This window comes from Devosia sp. CAU 1758 (genome assembly GCF_054482695.1).
This window is the reverse complement of sequence record NZ_JBTLRJ010000002.1, coordinates 704,816-720,786: the sequence shown is the minus strand read 5'-3', so window position 1 is coordinate 720,786 and position 15,971 is coordinate 704,816. Positions and strand designations below refer to the sequence as shown.

The window sequence follows — 15,971 nt, the reverse complement described above, 5'->3', positions numbered from 1 at the left end:
CGGATGGAACGATCTGTGCGTTGCCTTTCCTTACTTCGCTTTGAGCGGCAGCCCCAGCGCAATCAAATCCGCCCGCAGATGCACAGGATCCTTGAACCAGATGCCATGCATGCCGAACTTGCGGGCGGCCACGATATTGGGCTCGCTGTCATCGATGAAGACGCATGAATCCGGCGCCAGCCCATAGCGCTCGCAGAACACGCGGTAGAGTCGCGGATCGGGCTTCACCAGGCCTTCCAGCCCTGACACGACTACACCGTCGAATTTTTCGAGAAACGGCCATTCGCCCAGGCAACTCACCCATTTCTCCCAGGAGAAATTGGTGATGGCGAAGGTGGGGATATCCTGTTCGATCAGTTCATTGTGTATATCGATCGTGCCCTCGATGAACCCGCCCACGGTCTCTTTCCAGCGTGTGTCGAAGGCCTGGATTTCCCTCCAGTATTTGGGAAAGCGGGTGATCAGCTTGGCCACGCCCTCGGCATAGATTTCGCCCGCATCGAATTCCAGGTTCCAGTCCCCGGTGCAGATATTCTGGTGGAACCACAGCGCGTCCTCTTCGCTCTCGAACAGCGTGCGGAACAGATACATCGGGTTCCAGTCGACGAAGACGCCGCCCAGATCGAAGACGGGGATGATGGTGTCGTGCTCTTGCATGTTCTCTTCCGGGCCAGTCGGGACAAGGTGCCCGGCTTGTGGCATGGCGCGGCGGGCCGGGCAAGCGGGCCTCAGTTCAGTTCGATATCGTCCCCGAAGCGCGGCATGAAGAAACTGGAGCGGTAGAGATTGATTGGCGTATCGATGACGATGCCCAGCAGCGGCGTATAAGAATAGGAGGCCTCCGCAGCAATGATCATGCGATCAAGCGAGATGTCGATCATCTCCGCCGGCAGGGGAAATTCGTCACCCACGATATGCGGCGTGCTGCTGGAATAGGTCCCGTTCTGATATTGCCGTGTCCATATCACCTCGGTGGTGCGATCGGCCCGAACCTCCACCGCAGTCACCACCTGGCGCACCGCAGCGGGCGAATAGGGGGTCATGATGCCGCTGGCGGCGCGGAAATAATCCTGGATCTGCGTTTCGGTGATAACCTCGTCCGCCCGCGCCACCAGGTCCCCGACCGCCCCTGCCACCGACTGCACCTTGCGATCCATGGTAATCAGCGTGCCGGCCTCCAGCGTACCGAGATAGACCATCAGCATGACTGGCAGGATGAGGGCGAATTCCACTGCCGCCGTTCCGCCTTCGGCGCGGCGCAGCCTGGCAAGCCGGGACAGGCTGTGGCGAATTGCCGCCATCATGAGAACGGCTCGTTCTGGAATACGGTGGCCGAGCCGATCAGGCGGCGTCCGTCTCCCATGTTCGACATGCCCAGCGGCCCTAGCTGCACCACGACGGGGTAGCGGTAATAGACCTGCACCAGCACCACGGATTTGCCCACGCCCGGGGTCCAGGTTTCCGCCTCGCTCCAGTCGCAGGGCGCGGTGCAATCGGCCGCTAGCGGCGGCGCCACGCTGGCCGACTGGAAATTGGTGACCACATTGACCCGCACATGCAGTCCGTCGCAGTCGGCGAACAGGCCGAACAGCCGTCCGCAGACATCTGCGCGAAACTGCTCCAGCGTAACGCTGCCGGTCTGTACCTGCCCGGTGCGAATGGCGCGCGACGCGTCATTGACGGCGCTTTCCAGCACCTGCGCGGCGAGGAAGACAACGGAGGTCTGCAGGATTGCTCCGACAATGGCGAAAAAGGGCAAGGCCAGCATGCCGAATTCGACCGCCGTGACGGCTCGCTCGTCGCGCATCAGCCGCCGCAAGGTTTCGTGCAGGTCTTTCCTCGAAATGCCGAACACAGCCACCCGGCCTCTGCCCATTGAAGTGTCGGCAGAGACTACGGTTATACCCTAACCCAAAGGTTAGGATCGTCGCCTCGGGCACCACTGGGCGCAGATGCGGTAAACAAAGTCCTAATCGCCGATGATCGGCGTGGACGGGACGCTGCTCTAGTTGGCCGCCGACTGCACCAGCTGCGAGGAAGCCAGCGTCTGGCCTGAGAAACCGGCATCGTCACCCATCATCACCACCGGCTGGCACACCGGCGCACAGGAGAGGGTGGTGCGGCTCTGGCCCTGATAGACGGTCATCACGCCCGCCGTCATCTGCACCACTTCGATTAGCGTGTCGGCCACCGGCTCGCCGCGGCTGTCGAGCACGATCAGATTGGTCTGGCCATAGCTCTTGCCCGTCAGGATCAGCGTCTGCGGGTCCTGGATGGTGACATCGGCAATGCCGGGATTGCCCACGATTACGGTCGCCGCCGGGGCGCTGATGCGCAACACCCGCGCCATGTTGACATTGACGCTGATCGGCGCGCCGTCCTGGGCCTGGGCGGGCATTGGCCCGGCAAGGGTCGCGGCAAGCAACAGGGCAATGATGGCAAGGCGGGACATGGCGGAAATCCGGGGTACTGATACGCTGTCCCCTACGATCCCCCCGAATGGTAAATACTTGGCAAACGTGGCTGCAAAAGCGCCCGGGCCCGCGGCTCATCCCCGCCCTGCACTATTTCTCTCGCATATGCGGGCGCTGTTCCAATGAAGGGATAGTGCAGATGCAGGCTTCGGACCTTGCCCTACGCAAAATCCAATGGATAAACATTTAAATATTTGGGTAACTTGTTGATCAGCAAGATAAATGCGCCGTCCCCAAGTTCAGTGGACAACGCGCGGGTTAACGCTATTTCAACCTGTGGACGGTAGCGTTTGGCCATGTTCGATGTGTGACGTGGTCCGACACTGCCGTCACTGAGGACGTGTAAAAGGAGCCTGGGAATGAACATTTTCGCACGTTTCGCGCAGGACGAGTCGGGCGCGACTGCAATCGAGTACGGCCTGATCGCCGCGCTCATCTCCGTTGGTATCATCCTCGCTGCCACCGCCCTCGGTGATAGCCTTGGTAACCTCTTCAACGGTATCTCCAATACGCTTACCAACAATATGCCAACCTAAGTTTCTACGGGCCTCCGGTGTCGCACGGCACCGGCTGCCCCGGAGAAATCGCGTTTGGGAAGGGAAGGTCCTCGGGCCTTCCCTTTGCGCTTTGTTAAGTCCCCTCTGTCACGCTGGCATCACGCTTGACGTCCTCCGGGGTACGCGACATGTCCACCATTGCCCTTCTGTTCTTTCCTCTGGCCATGGCCTTTGCGGCGTCGTCCGATTTGTTGACCATGCGCATCTCCAACAAGCTGGTGCTGCTCCTGGCGGCCGGTTTCGTGGTCATGGCGCTGATCATCGAAATGCCCCTGCAGCAGTTCGCCATGCATGTTTTGTGCGCCTTCGTGGTGCTGGTCGTGGCCTTTGCCATGTTCGCGTTGCGCTGGATCGGGGGCGGCGATGCCAAGCTGGCAGCTGCCACCACGCTCTGGCTCGGCTTTGGCATGACCCTGCCTTACCTGGCCTATACCGCTATCCTGGGCGGCGTGCTGACCCTCGCCATCCTGCTGCTGCGCCGCGCGCCCATGCCCCGCATCGCTTCCTCCATGCCCTGGTTGACCCGCCTGCTCGATCGCAAGCGGGGCATACCCTATGGCGTAGCGATGGCGCTGGCGGGGCTGCTGACCTATTCCAATACGGTCATCTTCGAACGCCTCGCGGCCTGAAATCCACGCCCTGCAATCTTGCCCTGCACCAGCGATCCTGTCGCTGGTGCCATAGCCGTTTGTGCCCACCACTCGCAAAAAGCAAGCATTCATAACTCGTTAACGCCTTTTGCAAAGTTCTGATTAACTAAACCTTGACCCTTTGGTTTCATAGTCCAGCCGGTGGAAATGGGCTTTTCTTGCCCCTCCCGCGCATCGTGCCAAAGACCGGACGCCGGTCTTGGCGCCAGCGATGCGAGAAAATGGATAGAGCGGCGTGGCGCGTCAACCGACGCCTGCTGCTCTGGAACAACCGGAGTAGGTCATGAGACCGGCGCGTATTGTCCTGTTGTTGGTAGCCCTTGTGGCCGGTTCGCTCGCCGCTTTCCTGGTGACGCGCGGCGGCCGTCCCCCGGCGCCCGACACCCAGGTCGTGACCCAGGTGGTCGAGGAAGCCAAGACCCAGATCCTGGTGGCCAAGGCTCCGATCGGTGTGGGCGAGCGGCTCAATACCGAACGCGTCGAATGGCAGGATTGGCCGCAGGGCGCGCTGCGCCCGGAATATGTCACCATCGCCGCCATGCCAGACGCCCCGGCCCAGCTGACCGGCGCGGTGGCGCGTTTCGAATTTTTTCCCGGCGAGCCGATCCGCGAAGCCAAGCTGGTGCGCGCCGATCAGGGCTATCTCTCCGCTGTACTGGCGCCGGGCAAGCGCGGTGTCTCCGCGACCGTTACGGCAGCCTCCAGCGCCGGCGGCTTCGTCATACCCAATGATCATGTCGATGTGCTGCTCACCACCTCTTCGGCAATGGGCCAGCGCTCCGAAGTCATCCTCTCCAATGTGCGCGTTCTCGCCATCGGCAAGCGCCTTGGCGAAATGGGTGTTAGCGGCGGCGACGAGGGCGGTGCGGAGACCAGCCCCACCCCGGTGACTTTTGACAATGCCACCATCGCCACGCTCGAACTCGATCCGGCCCAGGCCGAAACCCTGGTCAATGCCTCCACACGCGGCCAGCTCAGTCTGACGCTGCGTTCGGTGGCCGATTTCAACGGCGTCGACGCCGATACGGCCAGCACCAACCAGGCCGTCCGCCTCATCCGCTACGGCAAGGAACAGAGCGTGATGGCTGGCAGCAGCGCCGCTGCCTCTGACTATTCCTCGGCCGATGCCATGACCCAGCCCGAATACACCCAGATCCAGGCGGCGCCCGATGCGCCCCAGGTCCTGCCACAATAGGGGCGAGAAGACGATGGATATGACAAGCGCATTCAGACCCCGCTCCACACCCCGCGTCACCCTGGCCACCGGCCTCACGGCGCTGCTGCTGGCCACGGCCTGCGCGACACCGGCCTTGGCCCAGGCACAGGCCCAGGTCACCATTTCCGGCAGCGCTTATGGCGCCGTGCGCAAGCTCGATGTCGAGCTGAACAAGTCCATAATCCTCGATCTGCCTGCCGGCGTCGCCGAGGTCATCGTCTCGCAGCCCGATATCGCTGCTGCCATCATGCGCACCCGCACCCGGGCCATCATTCAAGGCATCGCGGGCGGCGATACCAATGTCTTCTTCCTTGACGACCATGGACGCACCATTCAGGTGCTCGACCTCAAGGTCATCGAGCAGCCCTCCCAGGTGGGCAATGCGCTGGAATCCGCGCTGGCCCGCGTCATCCCCGGATCGCGCATCAATGTGGAATCGGTCACCCTTGCCGGGGACACCAATCGCGTCGTCCTGACCGGTACCGTGCTCTCGGCCGAAGATCGGGATCGGGCCTTGGCCGTCGCCGTGCAGTTTGCCGGCAGCGCCGATAACGTTGCCAGTATTCTGGACGTCTCCGGGGCCCAGCAGGTCATGCTGCAGGTCACGGTTTCGGAGGTGAAGCGCGATGTCGCCAAGCAGTTCGGCATCAATCTGGGCGCTGCCTTCAGCGTGGGACTGACCAACCTGGTGCAGTTCACCAATGCCGTTGTGGATGGCGACATTCCACACGGTATCGACGCTGTGTTCGGCACCACCGAGGGCGTGGCCGGCGCCCTGCGCGCTCTTGAGGGCCGCGGCGCTCTGCGCATCCTGGCTCAACCTACGCTCACTGCCATTTCGGGCGAGGAAGCCACTTTCCTGGCCGGTGGCGAATTGCCCTATTACACCTTCGATCCCGAAGACGAGGACAACCGTTTCACCCGGACTGTCACCTTCAAGCCCTATGGCGTCGAGCTGGCCTTTACCCCTGTGGTCAAGTCCAATGGCAATATTGGCCTCAAGGTCGAGACTTCGGTCTCTGAGCCGCAGTCGGACATGTCCATCTCCAAGCGCGAGGCCTCGACCTCGGTCGAGCTGCCCAGCGGCACCACCCTGGCCATTGGTGGCCTCCTGCAGGAAACGTCGAGCCAGAACATCCAGCAATTTCCTGTTCTGGGTGACATTCCCATCCTGGGCGCGCTGTTCCGTTCGCGCGAATACCAGACCCAGCAGACCGAGCTGGTGATCCTGGTCACCCCCTATCTCGTGGCCCCGAGCCCCGCCAATTCCATCGCCGTGCCCACGGATACTTCGCGCATGGCCAGCGATGCTGAAGGCGTTTTCCTCGGACGGTTGGAACATATGTATGGCGTCGGCGCGACGGGCGAGTTCCGGGCTGGGTTCTCCGGCTCGGTCGGCTTCGTGCTGGATTGATTGCGGATCAGGAGCAGCGTTTCCCATGAGTTTCCTCACCCCTGAGCAGCCCGCCCAGATCGAAGAGCCGGCGGCCGAGATCGCCTCTGGCGCGCGGCTGGTGCCGCGTATCACCATCCAGGCCTTCTGCGAGCATTCCCAGACCGCCCAGCTGGTGGAAAGCGCCATGCATGACCGGCGCATGTCCAAGGTGGCGCTGACCACCCACAATGGCGGCATCGACGGCGCGGTCGAGACCTACAAGTCCAACCCCACGCCCAATCTTATCGTCGTTGAGACGACACTGTCGCCTGAGGATATTCCCCAGAGCCTCGGCCGTCTGGCCGAAGTCTGCGATGCCTCCACTCGGGTCATCGTGCTCGGCCACGTGAACGATGTGCTGCTCTATCGCGAACTGATCCGCTCGGGCATCTCCGAATATGTCGTGCTCCCCGCCACCTCGGCCGAGATCGTCACCGCCATCACCGAGCTTTATGCTGCCGAAGGCGCTGCACCCATCGGGCGCACCATCGGCTTCATTTCGGCCAAGGGCGGTGCTGGATCGTCCACCATCGCCCACAATGTCGGTTGGTCCGTCGCCACGGGCCTTCGCCAGGATTGCCTGATCGTCGACATGGATCTGGCCTTCGGTACCGCTGGCCTCAACTTCAATCAGGATCCGCCGCATGGCCTCGCCGATGCGGTGTTGGCCAACCAGAAGGTCGACCAGACCATGCTGGACCGCCTGATGAGCAAGGCGGCCAATCACATCAATCTGCTGACCGCCCCGGCCACGCTCGACCGCACCTGGGACTTCGAGGAACGCGAATTCGAGCAGGTCATCGAGATGTGCCAGAAAAGCGTGCCGGTCATCATGCTCGACATTCCCCATGCCTGGAATGCCTGGACCCGCCAGACCCTAGCCTCTATCGATGACGTGGTCATCGTGGCCGAGCCGGATCTGGCCAATCTGCGCAATGCCAAGAACCTGGCCGATGCCATCAAGGCGCTGCGCCCCACCGACAGCGCCCCCAAGCTGGTCATCAACAAGCAGGGCGTTCCGCGCCGGCCCGAAATCGGCGCCGGGGAATTTGCGAGCTCCGTGGAGTGCAGCCTGATCGGCCAGATCGGCTTTGATGCGGCGCTGTTTGGCACGGCCGCCAATAACGGCCAGATGATCGCCGAGGTATCGGCCAACAACAAAGTCAACGAGACCTTCTCTTCGATTGGCATGCAGGTCACCGGCCGGCAGGCCAGCCACGGCGCCGGCAAGTCCGGCGGCCTGCTCAGGCTCCCATCCCTCTTCAAGAAGCGGGCCTAGAGCGGACGCGTGCAGGGAAACGACCAAGGACGGCAGGGAATAGATGTTCGGTAAGCGCACCACATTCGGAGGCAATACACCGGGATTGAGCGAGGCACCGCGTCCGGTTGCCAGCCCCCCGCCTGCTCCCGTTCCCGCACCACAGCAGCGCCGCTCCAGCGATGGGGACGCCATGGCGGCCCGCATGCGCACCACCGACGAGGTGCTCGATGTGCGGGCACCCGCCGATGCGCAGCGCGCCAAGGAATATTTCCAGACCAAGTCGGCCATATTCAACGCGCTGATCGACTCGATCGATCTCAGCCAGCTTGCGACCATGGAGACGCAGGCGGCTCGCGAGGAAATCCGCGACATCGTCGCCGAGATCATCGCGCTCAAGTCCATCGTCATGTCCATTTCCGAGCAGGAAGACCTGCTTGAGGACATCTGTAACGACGTGCTCGGCTACGGCCCGCTGGAACCGCTGCTGGCCCGCGACGACATCGCCGACATCATGGTGAACGGGTCGCAGAAATGCTATATCGAAGTGGCCGGCAAGGTGCGCCTGACCAATGTGCGCTTCCGCGACGACGCCCATCTGATGAATGTCTGCCAGCGCATCGTGTCCCAGGTCGGCCGCCGCGTTGATGAAGGCTCGCCCATCTGCGACGCCCGTCTCCCCGACGGCTCCCGCGTCAACGTCATCGCGCCCCCATTGGCCATCGACGGCGCCGCGCTCACCATTCGTAAGTTCAAGAAGGACAAGCTGACCCTCCAGCAGCTGGTCAAATACAACTCCATCTCCCCCGAAGGCGCCGAGGTGCTGCGCATCCTCGGGCGCGTCCGCGCCAATGTGCTGATCTCGGGCGGTACCGGTTCAGGCAAGACGACGCTGCTCAATTGCCTCACCGCTTTCATCGAAAAGGATGAGCGCGTCATCACCTGCGAGGATTCGGCGGAACTTCAGCTCCAGCAGCCCCATGTCGTGCGTCTCGAAACCCGCCCGCCCAATCTGGAGGGCGAGGGCGAGATCACCATGCGCGATCTCATCAAGAACTGCCTGCGCATGCGTCCTGAACGCATCATCGTCGGCGAAGTCCGTGGCCCCGAGAGCTTCGACCTGCTCCAGGCCATGAACACCGGCCATGACGGCTCCATGGGCACGCTCCACGCCAACTCGCCGCGCGAAGCTCTCAGCCGTCTCGAATCCATGATCACCATGGGCGGCTATGCTCTCCCCAGCCGCACCATTCGCGAAATGGTCGTCTCCTCGATCGACGTCATTGTCCAGGCCGCGCGCCTCCGCGACGGGTCGCGCCGCATCACCCACATCACCGAAGTCCTGGGCATGGAAGGCGACGTCATCGTCACCCAGGACGTCTTCGTCTATGACATCCTGGGTGAGGATTCGAACGGCATGCTGATCGGCAAGCACCGCTCCACCGGCATCACCAAGCCGCAATTCACCGAGCGGGCGCGCTATTTCAACGAAGAGGCCAATCTGGTCGAGGCGCTTGAAAAGGCCAATGTCGAGCAGCACGAGATCATGGGACGCTGACCATGACAATGCTCCTGCTTCTCGCCCTCTTCGTCATCACCATCGGCGCCGCCGGCTTTGCCCTGGTGCCCTCGGCGCTGGGCAATAAGCGAGCCCAGCAGCGCATGAAGGCGTTTCAGGGCAATATTCGCGTCAACCGGCTCGAAGCCGACGCCAGCCGCACACGCGAAAGCCGCCGCAAGAATGTGCAGCAGGCACTCAAGTCCCAGACCGATGAGCTCAATGCCAAAAAGCGCCTCAAGCTCTCCGACCTGATCTTCCAGGCCGGCATGACCATCAAACCGGCGACCTTCATCCGCAATTCCGTCATCTTCGGCGTCGGCCTGTTCATCATCCTGTTCCTGGCCCAGGTCCCGTTCTATTTCGCCGCCATTTTCGCACTGGCCGGCGCCTACCTGCTGCCGCGCATGTATGTCTCGCACAAGCGCAAGCGCTATCAGAACAAGTTCCTCGACGAACTGCCCAACGCCATCGAAGCCATCGTGCGCGGCGTCAAGACCGGTCTGCCGCTCAATGATTCCATGCGTGTCGTCGCCAAGGACACCAAGGAACCGGTGAAGTCCGAATTCGCCCGCATTCTCGACCAGCAGAGCTTCGGCTTCTCCATGACCGAGGCGGTGCAGGTCCTGCTTGAGCGGGTCCCGCTGCCGGAAGTCAATTTCTTCGTCGTGGTGATTTCCGTGCAGCAGCAGGCTGGCGGCAATCTCTCCGAGGCATTGGGCAACCTCGCCCGCGTGCTGCGCAATCGCAAGAAGATGAAGCAGAAGGTCAAGGCCATGTCGTCCGAGGCCAAGGCCTCCGCCGGCATCATCGGCTCGCTGCCCATTGTCGTGGCCATTCTCGTATCGCTGGTCTCGCCCAGCTATCTGGTGCCGCTCTTCACCACGCCCATCGGCAATCTCTGCCTGGGTGTCGGCGTCGTCATGCTGGCCACCGGCATCTTTGTCATGAACCGCATGGTTCAGTTCGAGGTTTAGGGGAGGTCGGTTCCATGAACATTGTCGAACTGCTCACCCAGCGCGATTTTCTCATCGCCGTCCTGGCCGCCGTCTCGGCGGCAGCCGTGGTCTTCACCTTCGGCTCCTCGCTGATTGTCCGGCGCGAGATGAAGGGCCGCATCAGACGCGTGGCCGTCGAGCGCGACAAGATGCGGGCCGAGGAAATGGCCCGCCTGCGTGGTGGCAATCTCAATGCCGATGGCCGCACCTCGATGCGGCGCGGCACCGAGGCCAAGTCCTATATGAAAAAGGCCGTGGAGCGCTTCGACCTCAAGAAGGCCTTCCAGGACGATTCAACCGTCGACAAGCTGGCCATGGCGGGTCTGCGCGGGCAGGGGGAGCTGACCAGATTCCTGTTCCAGCGCCTCGTCTATCCGCTCGCCATCTTTGCGGTGGCCGCCATCTATCTGCTGATCCTCTCGCCCGGGGATCGCCCCACCTATCTCAACCTGGTCTATGCCATTGGCGCTGGCCTGCTCGGCGCTTATCTGCCGGTCATTCTGCTGCGCAACAAGACGCAGAAGCGCCAATTGTCCATCCGCCGCGCCTGGCCCGATGTGCTCGATCTGCTGCTGCTCTGCGTCGAGGCGGGCATGTCCATGGAACACGCCTTCAAGCGCGTCGCCAAGGAAATCGGCGCCCAGTCGGTGGAACTGGCCGAGGAACTGACCCTGACCACCGCCGAACTCTCCTTCCTCGAGGATCGCACCCGCGCCTATGACAATCTCGGGCGCCGCACCGGGCTGGACAACGTCAAGTCGGTGATGACGGCCCTGATCCAGGCCGATCGCTACGGCACCTCTGTCGGCCAGGCCCTGCGCGTCATGGCCGAGGAAGGCCGCGAAAGCCGCATGATGGAAGCCGAAAAGAAAGCCGCCGCCCTGCCGCCCAAGCTCACCGTCCCGCTGATCATCTTCTTCCTGCCGGTCCTCTTCATCGTCATCCTCTCCCCCGCCATGATCCAGGTGTTTACTGGGTCGGTGTCCAGGACTATGGGTGGCGGCTGAGGCGGCGAGGGCAGGGGGCTCGCCCCGGGACGGCAACTACGGGGTGGCAAGGGGAATGGCGGCTTCGGATGAGCCTCTTGCAAAAGCATACAAATTGGCGGCCGAGACAGAGCGGGAACAGAACAGAAGTTTGAGAGCGGGCTGTTATCCTGCCAGTCTTATTTAGCATGCATGTGTACAGCGAACCCTGGAAACTTCCAAATATCAAGCCGATGCGCAACCCAGCCTACCACTTAGCAGCATCACAACTAATCTGCGTGTCCACCGGTCCAGGTTTGGTAACCACTCACGTCCTGCTTAGCTGGGCCGTCAGGATCGAATCGTTCTCGATTTCGAGGCTCTAAAAGGTATGAAAACCAAGTCTGGTGGGGTTCTGTATCGTTGGGGACCCGATACGTGACGCAGCCAACAATCAGGATAGTGACGCCTCCGCCTAGTATTGCTTCGGTTACGTCCTTGGCGTCGGAGTGGGCAGTCCATTCTCGAACGTACTCTTCGCCCGGGAGGCAGGTACGCCCAAAGTTTTCGTTGATCTGACGATTGCGGGCCGCGATCGTCCGAACCATGGTTTTCGTGTTGAGAACTTCGTGGATCATTGAGACGTCGGTCTGACAGTCCAAGGCTGGGGTCTGGCCTATATTCTTTATGACGATACCGACGTTCAGCGAGGCTCCGTACTCGGAGAAATGGACTGGGCCATCAACTCGGAGGTCGGTTTTTATCCATGCCCTCTGATTGGCCACAATGGCATCGCTGGCGATCTTATTGGCCCTTCGACCCTGGCGTATGGTCACCACAAGCGCGACCGTCCCAAATAGTGCAATTAATGCTTGGACTGCGCTAATTATGGTCGCCATCTGAGCCCAGTACACTGTGCCTTCCTGAGCTGTCACCTCTCGTAGAATGATCGATCGCTCAAAAGCTTGGGCTAGCGTAGCTGCGGCTGAAGTAACTACCTCCCAGATGCTGTCCATTCCGTCCTCGCATTCTAATTTGTAGCGGACTTATCAGCAGCCATGCGACGCGCTTCAAGACGCCGCTCTTTGTTGAGGCGGAATAGGTCCAACTAGGACTTTCCCTTGCTGTCAATCTTCCAAAGCGTGGAGTAGATACGTGCAGCGTCCTCGGGGTAATCTCGGTGCATTTGGTCCTGCAAGTACGTTAGATTCTCTTCCTGAGTCGATCCCTCGTAGGGCCGGCCGATCATCATCAAAGAACTATTCAGTCCCACCACTCGCTTTGGAGACCAAGCGTCCAACAGTTCGTCATCCCCAAATCTCCGACCCATGTGAACGATCAATCCATCTAGGAAAAACCGAAAGATCGGGACGTCTGGATATTTCACACCTTCATATTCGGGCGTTTGAATCACCTGCGCCAAAGGTGTGTGAACTTGTGGTTCTCCGGCATCCGTCAATAAGGTCAAGACGGCGGGCCAATCAGCAACTGCCGGCTCCTCCTCGCCCGCTACAATCTTCCGGAGGTGCTCAATCGACTCGGCCCCCAGAAAGATTTCCGAGAACTCAAATCGAGTGCTGACTGCGCTCCGCCAAAGAAGACTTAGGAAAAACAGGCGCAGAGATTTCGTATCCAAATCTGGAATTGTGATGAGCTCAAATTCATCCCCAAATTTGTACCTCTCTGCATGGTTGGACAAAGGAAAGTGACGCCAAGTGAGGCCATGTTGCCTGATAATCTTCGCAGCGTCAGTGTCGATGTCGCGCAGGCGAGATTCGCCAGCCGCAGTACAAATTTGGTCGTCTACCCAGCTGTTGAATTTCAGTTGAGGTTTGCTGCCAAATCCAGATTGGATTCTGTGAGCCTGGCCAAGGGCCTTGTCAGCAAGAAACCTTGGAATGATATGCGATTGCGCCAAAGGGCCTTCGTGGCCCGTCAGTAAGCACCTACCAACAACCTTGTGCCTTTTCGCCATTCCGGATCGCCCAGCCACTAACGCTCAGAATTAAGCCGAGGAAGGCGCCAACGGCAAGGCATGTCTGTCTTCTCTGCTTTTGGGAACTGGCAACAAGGGGTCTGAACGACCACAACGGGGTCAAGAGTAGTCACCCTCGTGGTTCGAGGCTCCGCTCCGCTGCGCACCTCACCATGAGGGCTCACGATACATCGCATTCTCATCAGCCCTCATCCTGAGGTGCCGCGCAGCGGCCTCGAAGTGCGAGGGCGTCCATCCGTGAACTCTGCCAAACAAAAAAGTAATCCCCGCCCCCTCAACCATCCCCCATAATCCCCCAATCACTCCCGCGCGGACGGACTGCAGCGAACTTTGCGGGGGGAGCCGGGCGGAACTGGGTCGCTCCAGTTGCGCGATTAGGAAGCGGTCACCCTGCGACGAGCGTTCAATGGGGTCCGAGACCTATGCGAAAAACCGGTGTCCCGAGGCGGCGACGTCTCTATTCACTTAGTTTTACTGAGACGCACGCGCCTCGGGACACGTCCACACTTAAGAGAACCGGAGGCGAAAGCCGCCCGGCGCTTAGGCATGCGTGAACTGGCTTGACCGGGCGGAGGGCCTGAACAGGATGTCAGCCGTTTTCGATCATGTCCCAGCGGTTCTGCTGGGTGAGCAGCGCGCGGACATAGGCCATGTTGCTTTCGACCTGCTGGGGCGGAAGTTCCGCCGCATAGATGGCCCGTGCCTCCTGGAACCGGCCTTGCAGGCCCACCACCAGCGCCAGGTTCTGTCGGGTCTGGGTCGTCGCGCCGCGCATCTGCACGGCCCGCCGCAAATGGCCCTCGGCGGTCGTCAATTCATTGGTCATGGCATAGGAAAGGCCCAGATTGGTCTCGATCGAGGCCTCGCCCGGTGCGATCACCGATGCCTGTTGATAGATCTGCCGGGCCTGGTCATGCCGTCCCATCTGGTCCAGCGTGGCGCCCATGACCAGGAGCGCATTCCAGTCCGGTGCATCGGGGCGGATCACGTTGCGGAGCACTTCGAGCGATTGCTCGAACCGGCCCGAGGCCGTCAGCGCCTTGGCATAGGCAATCGAAATGGCCACATCGCCCGGATTGTGGGTGATCGCCTGTTCCAGCGCCGCCACGGCCTGCTGTGGCTGTCCGGCAGCGCGCAGGGCCGCGGCATAACGGATGACCACGCCTCTGTCGGCCGGATTGCGTCGATAGCGCTCGGTCAATTCACCCAGGCTCGCCTGGCTCTGCCCGGCGCTCATGCCCGAATAATCGGTCGCGCCCAATTGTCCGCGGTTGGACGCACAGGCCGAAAGCGCCAGCGCGGCCAGTCCGGCCAGCAGCAGGGGACGCAAAGCCTTGGCGATCAATTTGGGATCAAGCACGTCGCACTCCCGGCCGCTGTTCGGGCCGTCAAAACCATGCCCCGAGCAATAGATCATTAACCCTAACACCCGGTTAAACGGGCTCCCGCCGACATTGCCCGCACCGGCCGCGCCGTCTAGAAGGGGGAGATTTTCCACGGAGGCCCGTCATGTCCAGCTCGAACACCATCCCGCTCCATTTCGTGCCCGAGGGCGGGCTGGATGATGTGTCGATCTCCGCGCCGCAAAAGGCCTGGAGCACGGCCAACGGCTTTTCCGGCCAGCGGGGGCGGCTGCTCTCCCTGCCCGATGCCGAGGGCAGCATCGCCGCCGTGCTCTTTGGCACCGGCAAGCCGGCGGGCCGCTCGCCCTTCATCGCCGGACTGGCCGCCGCCGCGCTCCCCGCCGCAACCTATTCCCTGGCCGGCGATCTGGGCGATCCGACCCTGGCCTCCATCGCCTTCCGCCTCGGCGCCTATCGCTTCGACCGCTATCGCGATGGCCAGCAATCGCCCACGCTCATTCTCCCCGAGGCTGCCGATAGTGCCGAAGTCGAGCGCCAGGTCGAGGCGGCAACGCTCGCTCGTGACCTCATCAATACCCCGGCCAATGACCTTGGTCCCGATGCCCTGGAAAACACCGTCCGGGATTTCGCCCGCCGCCATGGCATGAGCGTCTCGGTCACCCTGGGCGATGATCTGCTCAGCGCCAATTTCCCCATGATCCATGCCGTGGGCCGCGCCAGTGCCCAGGCCCCGCGCCTCATCGATCTCGGATGGGGCGAGGCCAATGCGCCCAAGGTGACCCTGGTAGGCAAGGGCGTCACCTTCGATACCGGCGGGCTCGACATCAAGTCCGCCGCCGGCATGCTGACCATGAAGAAGGACATGGGCGGCGCCGCCAATGTGCTGGGCCTGGCCCATGTCATCATGTCGGCCAATCTGCCCGTGCGCCTGCGCGTGCTGCTCCCGGTGGTCGAAAATGCGATTGCCGCCAACGCCTTCCGTCCGGGCGATGTGTTGCGCTCACGCGCTGGTCTCTCCGTCGAGATTGGCAATACCGATGCCGAAGGCCGGCTGATCCTCGCCGATGCGCTGGCGCTGGCCGATGAGGAAACGCCGGACCTGCTGGTCGATATGGCGACCCTGACCGGCGCCGCGCGCGTGGCGCTCGGGCCCGATCTGCCGGCTCTCTATTCGACCAATGACAGCGTCGCGACCGGGCTCATGGCGGCTGGCCTAGCAGCCGAAGATCCGCTCTGGCGCATGCCGCTCTGGTCCAATTACGAATCCCAACTGGCCTCAAAAATCGCCGATATCAACAATGCCGGCGCTGGTGGCTATGCCGGTTCGGTGACGGCGACACTCTTCCTCAGGCGCTTCGTCAAAAATGCAGGCGCCTGGGTGCATCTGGATATTTTCGGCTGGGCCCCCGAAGCCCGCCCCGGTCGCCCCGTCGGCGCCACCGATCAGGGTATTCGCGCCGTCTATGGCCTGCTGCGCGACCGCTACAAGGGATGATCAGA

Annotated in this window: 16 protein-coding genes; 9 read left to right on the top strand and 7 right to left on the bottom strand. The window is 61.7% G+C overall.

The annotated features are described in order from the left end of the window. Positions 1 to 30: 30 nt before the first annotated feature. From ACXYMS_RS09550 to ACXYMS_RS09535, 4 genes are all read right to left on the bottom strand, one after another. Positions 31 to 657 carry an HAD family hydrolase gene (locus ACXYMS_RS09550; RefSeq protein WP_458905742.1) on the bottom strand — a complete coding sequence of 209 codons (627 nt, stop codon included), beginning with the start codon at positions 655 to 657 and terminating at the stop codon, positions 31 to 33. A 71-nt stretch (positions 658 to 728) separates the two neighbouring features. After that, positions 729 to 1,304 carry a TadE/TadG family type IV pilus assembly protein gene (locus ACXYMS_RS09545; RefSeq protein WP_458905740.1) on the bottom strand — a complete coding sequence of 192 codons (576 nt, stop codon included), beginning with the start codon at positions 1,302 to 1,304 and terminating at the stop codon, positions 729 to 731. Beyond that, positions 1,301 to 1,876 (bottom strand): TadE/TadG family type IV pilus assembly protein, encoded by a 576-nt coding sequence (locus ACXYMS_RS09540; RefSeq protein ID WP_458905738.1) that lies wholly within the window; start codon positions 1,874 to 1,876, stop codon positions 1,301 to 1,303. Before ACXYMS_RS09540 ends, ACXYMS_RS09545 begins: the two co-directional genes overlap by 4 nt. Positions 1,877 to 2,005: 129 nt before the next feature. Then, the gene (locus ACXYMS_RS09535; protein WP_458905736.1) at positions 2,006 to 2,452 is read right to left on the bottom strand and encodes a pilus assembly protein N-terminal domain-containing protein; all 447 of its coding nucleotides are present in this window, start codon (positions 2,450 to 2,452) and stop codon (positions 2,006 to 2,008) included. 381 nt (positions 2,453 to 2,833) lie between these two features. On the opposite strand from ACXYMS_RS09535, the gene ACXYMS_RS09530 reads away from it, so the two are divergent. The 8 genes from ACXYMS_RS09530 to ACXYMS_RS09495 all read left to right on the top strand — a co-directional run bounded on the left by ACXYMS_RS09530 (position 2,834) and on the right by ACXYMS_RS09495 (position 11,153). Continuing rightward, positions 2,834 to 3,010: a Flp family type IVb pilin gene (locus tag ACXYMS_RS09530; RefSeq protein WP_458905734.1), complete on the top strand. Its 177-nt coding sequence runs from the start codon at positions 2,834 to 2,836 to the stop codon at positions 3,008 to 3,010. A 149-nt stretch (positions 3,011 to 3,159) separates the two neighbouring features. Next, positions 3,160 to 3,660, top strand: coding sequence for an A24 family peptidase (locus ACXYMS_RS09525; RefSeq protein WP_458905732.1), 501 nt, complete (start codon positions 3,160 to 3,162; stop codon positions 3,658 to 3,660). Between the two features lie 304 nt (positions 3,661 to 3,964). Then, positions 3,965 to 4,876, top strand: coding sequence for a Flp pilus assembly protein CpaB (gene cpaB, locus ACXYMS_RS09520; protein WP_458905730.1), 912 nt, complete (start codon positions 3,965 to 3,967; stop codon positions 4,874 to 4,876). A gap of 19 nt (positions 4,877 to 4,895) precedes the next feature. Continuing rightward, positions 4,896 to 6,311, top strand: a complete 1,416-nt coding sequence (locus ACXYMS_RS09515) for a type II and III secretion system protein family protein (RefSeq protein WP_458905728.1) — start codon at positions 4,896 to 4,898, stop codon at positions 6,309 to 6,311. A gap of 25 nt (positions 6,312 to 6,336) precedes the next feature. Next, positions 6,337 to 7,611: an AAA family ATPase gene (locus ACXYMS_RS09510; protein WP_458905726.1), complete on the top strand. Its 1,275-nt coding sequence runs from the start codon at positions 6,337 to 6,339 to the stop codon at positions 7,609 to 7,611. A gap of 184 nt (positions 7,612 to 7,795) precedes the next feature. Next, positions 7,796 to 9,148 carry a CpaF family protein gene (locus ACXYMS_RS09505; RefSeq protein WP_458905724.1) on the top strand — a complete coding sequence of 451 codons (1,353 nt, stop codon included), beginning with the start codon at positions 7,796 to 7,798 and terminating at the stop codon, positions 9,146 to 9,148. A gap of 2 nt (positions 9,149 to 9,150) precedes the next feature. Continuing rightward, positions 9,151 to 10,125, top strand: coding sequence for a type II secretion system F family protein (locus ACXYMS_RS09500; protein ID WP_458905723.1), 975 nt, complete (start codon positions 9,151 to 9,153; stop codon positions 10,123 to 10,125). A 14-nt stretch (positions 10,126 to 10,139) separates the two neighbouring features. Further along, entirely contained in the window at positions 10,140 to 11,153 is a 1,014-nt protein-coding gene (locus ACXYMS_RS09495; RefSeq protein WP_458905722.1) for a type II secretion system F family protein, read from the top strand. A 248-nt stretch (positions 11,154 to 11,401) separates the two neighbouring features. Here ACXYMS_RS09495 and ACXYMS_RS09490 read toward each other — a convergent pair whose 3' ends face one another. The 3 genes from ACXYMS_RS09490 to ACXYMS_RS09480 form a co-directional block, all read right to left on the bottom strand. After that, positions 11,402 to 12,127 (bottom strand): hypothetical protein, encoded by a 726-nt coding sequence (locus ACXYMS_RS09490; RefSeq protein ID WP_458905721.1) that lies wholly within the window; start codon positions 12,125 to 12,127, stop codon positions 11,402 to 11,404. 92 nt (positions 12,128 to 12,219) lie between these two features. Then, the gene (locus ACXYMS_RS09485; RefSeq protein ID WP_458905719.1) at positions 12,220 to 13,086 is read right to left on the bottom strand and encodes a hypothetical protein; all 867 of its coding nucleotides are present in this window, start codon (positions 13,084 to 13,086) and stop codon (positions 12,220 to 12,222) included. A 610-nt stretch (positions 13,087 to 13,696) separates the two neighbouring features. Then, the gene (locus ACXYMS_RS09480) at positions 13,697 to 14,467 is read right to left on the bottom strand and encodes a tetratricopeptide repeat protein (RefSeq protein ID WP_458905717.1); all 771 of its coding nucleotides are present in this window, start codon (positions 14,465 to 14,467) and stop codon (positions 13,697 to 13,699) included. Positions 14,468 to 14,616: 149 nt separating this feature from the next. On the opposite strand from ACXYMS_RS09480, the gene ACXYMS_RS09475 reads away from it, so the two are divergent. Further along, the gene (locus ACXYMS_RS09475; RefSeq protein WP_458905715.1) at positions 14,617 to 15,966 is read left to right on the top strand and encodes a leucyl aminopeptidase family protein; all 1,350 of its coding nucleotides are present in this window, start codon (positions 14,617 to 14,619) and stop codon (positions 15,964 to 15,966) included. The last annotated feature ends 5 nt before the right edge of the window (positions 15,967 to 15,971 follow it).

Bases quoted from the DNA above. Each gene is read 5' to 3' on its own strand.
- ACXYMS_RS09515 (WP_458905728.1), top strand. From the start codon at position 4,896: ATGACAAGCGCATTCAGACCCCGCTCCACACCCCGCGTCACCCTGGCC.
- ACXYMS_RS09535 (WP_458905736.1), bottom strand. From the start codon at position 2,452: ATGTCCCGCCTTGCCATCATTGCCCTGTTGCTTGCCGCGACCCTTGCC.
- ACXYMS_RS09545 (WP_458905740.1), bottom strand. From the start codon at position 1,304: ATGATGGCGGCAATTCGCCACAGCCTGTCCCGGCTTGCCAGGCTGCGC.
- ACXYMS_RS09485 (WP_458905719.1), bottom strand. From the start codon at position 13,086: ATGGCGAAAAGGCACAAGGTTGTTGGTAGGTGCTTACTGACGGGCCAC.
- ACXYMS_RS09510 (WP_458905726.1), top strand. From the start codon at position 6,337: ATGAGTTTCCTCACCCCTGAGCAGCCCGCCCAGATCGAAGAGCCGGCG.
- ACXYMS_RS09525 (WP_458905732.1), top strand. From the start codon at position 3,160: ATGTCCACCATTGCCCTTCTGTTCTTTCCTCTGGCCATGGCCTTTGCG.
- ACXYMS_RS09550 (WP_458905742.1), bottom strand. From the start codon at position 657: ATGCAAGAGCACGACACCATCATCCCCGTCTTCGATCTGGGCGGCGTC.
- ACXYMS_RS09475 (WP_458905715.1), top strand. From the start codon at position 14,617: ATGTCCAGCTCGAACACCATCCCGCTCCATTTCGTGCCCGAGGGCGGG.
- ACXYMS_RS09540 (WP_458905738.1), bottom strand. From the start codon at position 1,876: ATGGGCAGAGGCCGGGTGGCTGTGTTCGGCATTTCGAGGAAAGACCTG.
- ACXYMS_RS09490 (WP_458905721.1), bottom strand. From the start codon at position 12,127: ATGGACAGCATCTGGGAGGTAGTTACTTCAGCCGCAGCTACGCTAGCC.
- ACXYMS_RS09530 (WP_458905734.1), top strand. From the start codon at position 2,834: ATGAACATTTTCGCACGTTTCGCGCAGGACGAGTCGGGCGCGACTGCA.
- ACXYMS_RS09495 (WP_458905722.1), top strand. From the start codon at position 10,140: ATGAACATTGTCGAACTGCTCACCCAGCGCGATTTTCTCATCGCCGTC.
- ACXYMS_RS09505 (WP_458905724.1), top strand. From the start codon at position 7,796: ATGCGCACCACCGACGAGGTGCTCGATGTGCGGGCACCCGCCGATGCG.
- cpaB (WP_458905730.1), top strand. From the start codon at position 3,965: ATGAGACCGGCGCGTATTGTCCTGTTGTTGGTAGCCCTTGTGGCCGGT.
- ACXYMS_RS09500 (WP_458905723.1), top strand. From the start codon at position 9,151: ATGACAATGCTCCTGCTTCTCGCCCTCTTCGTCATCACCATCGGCGCC.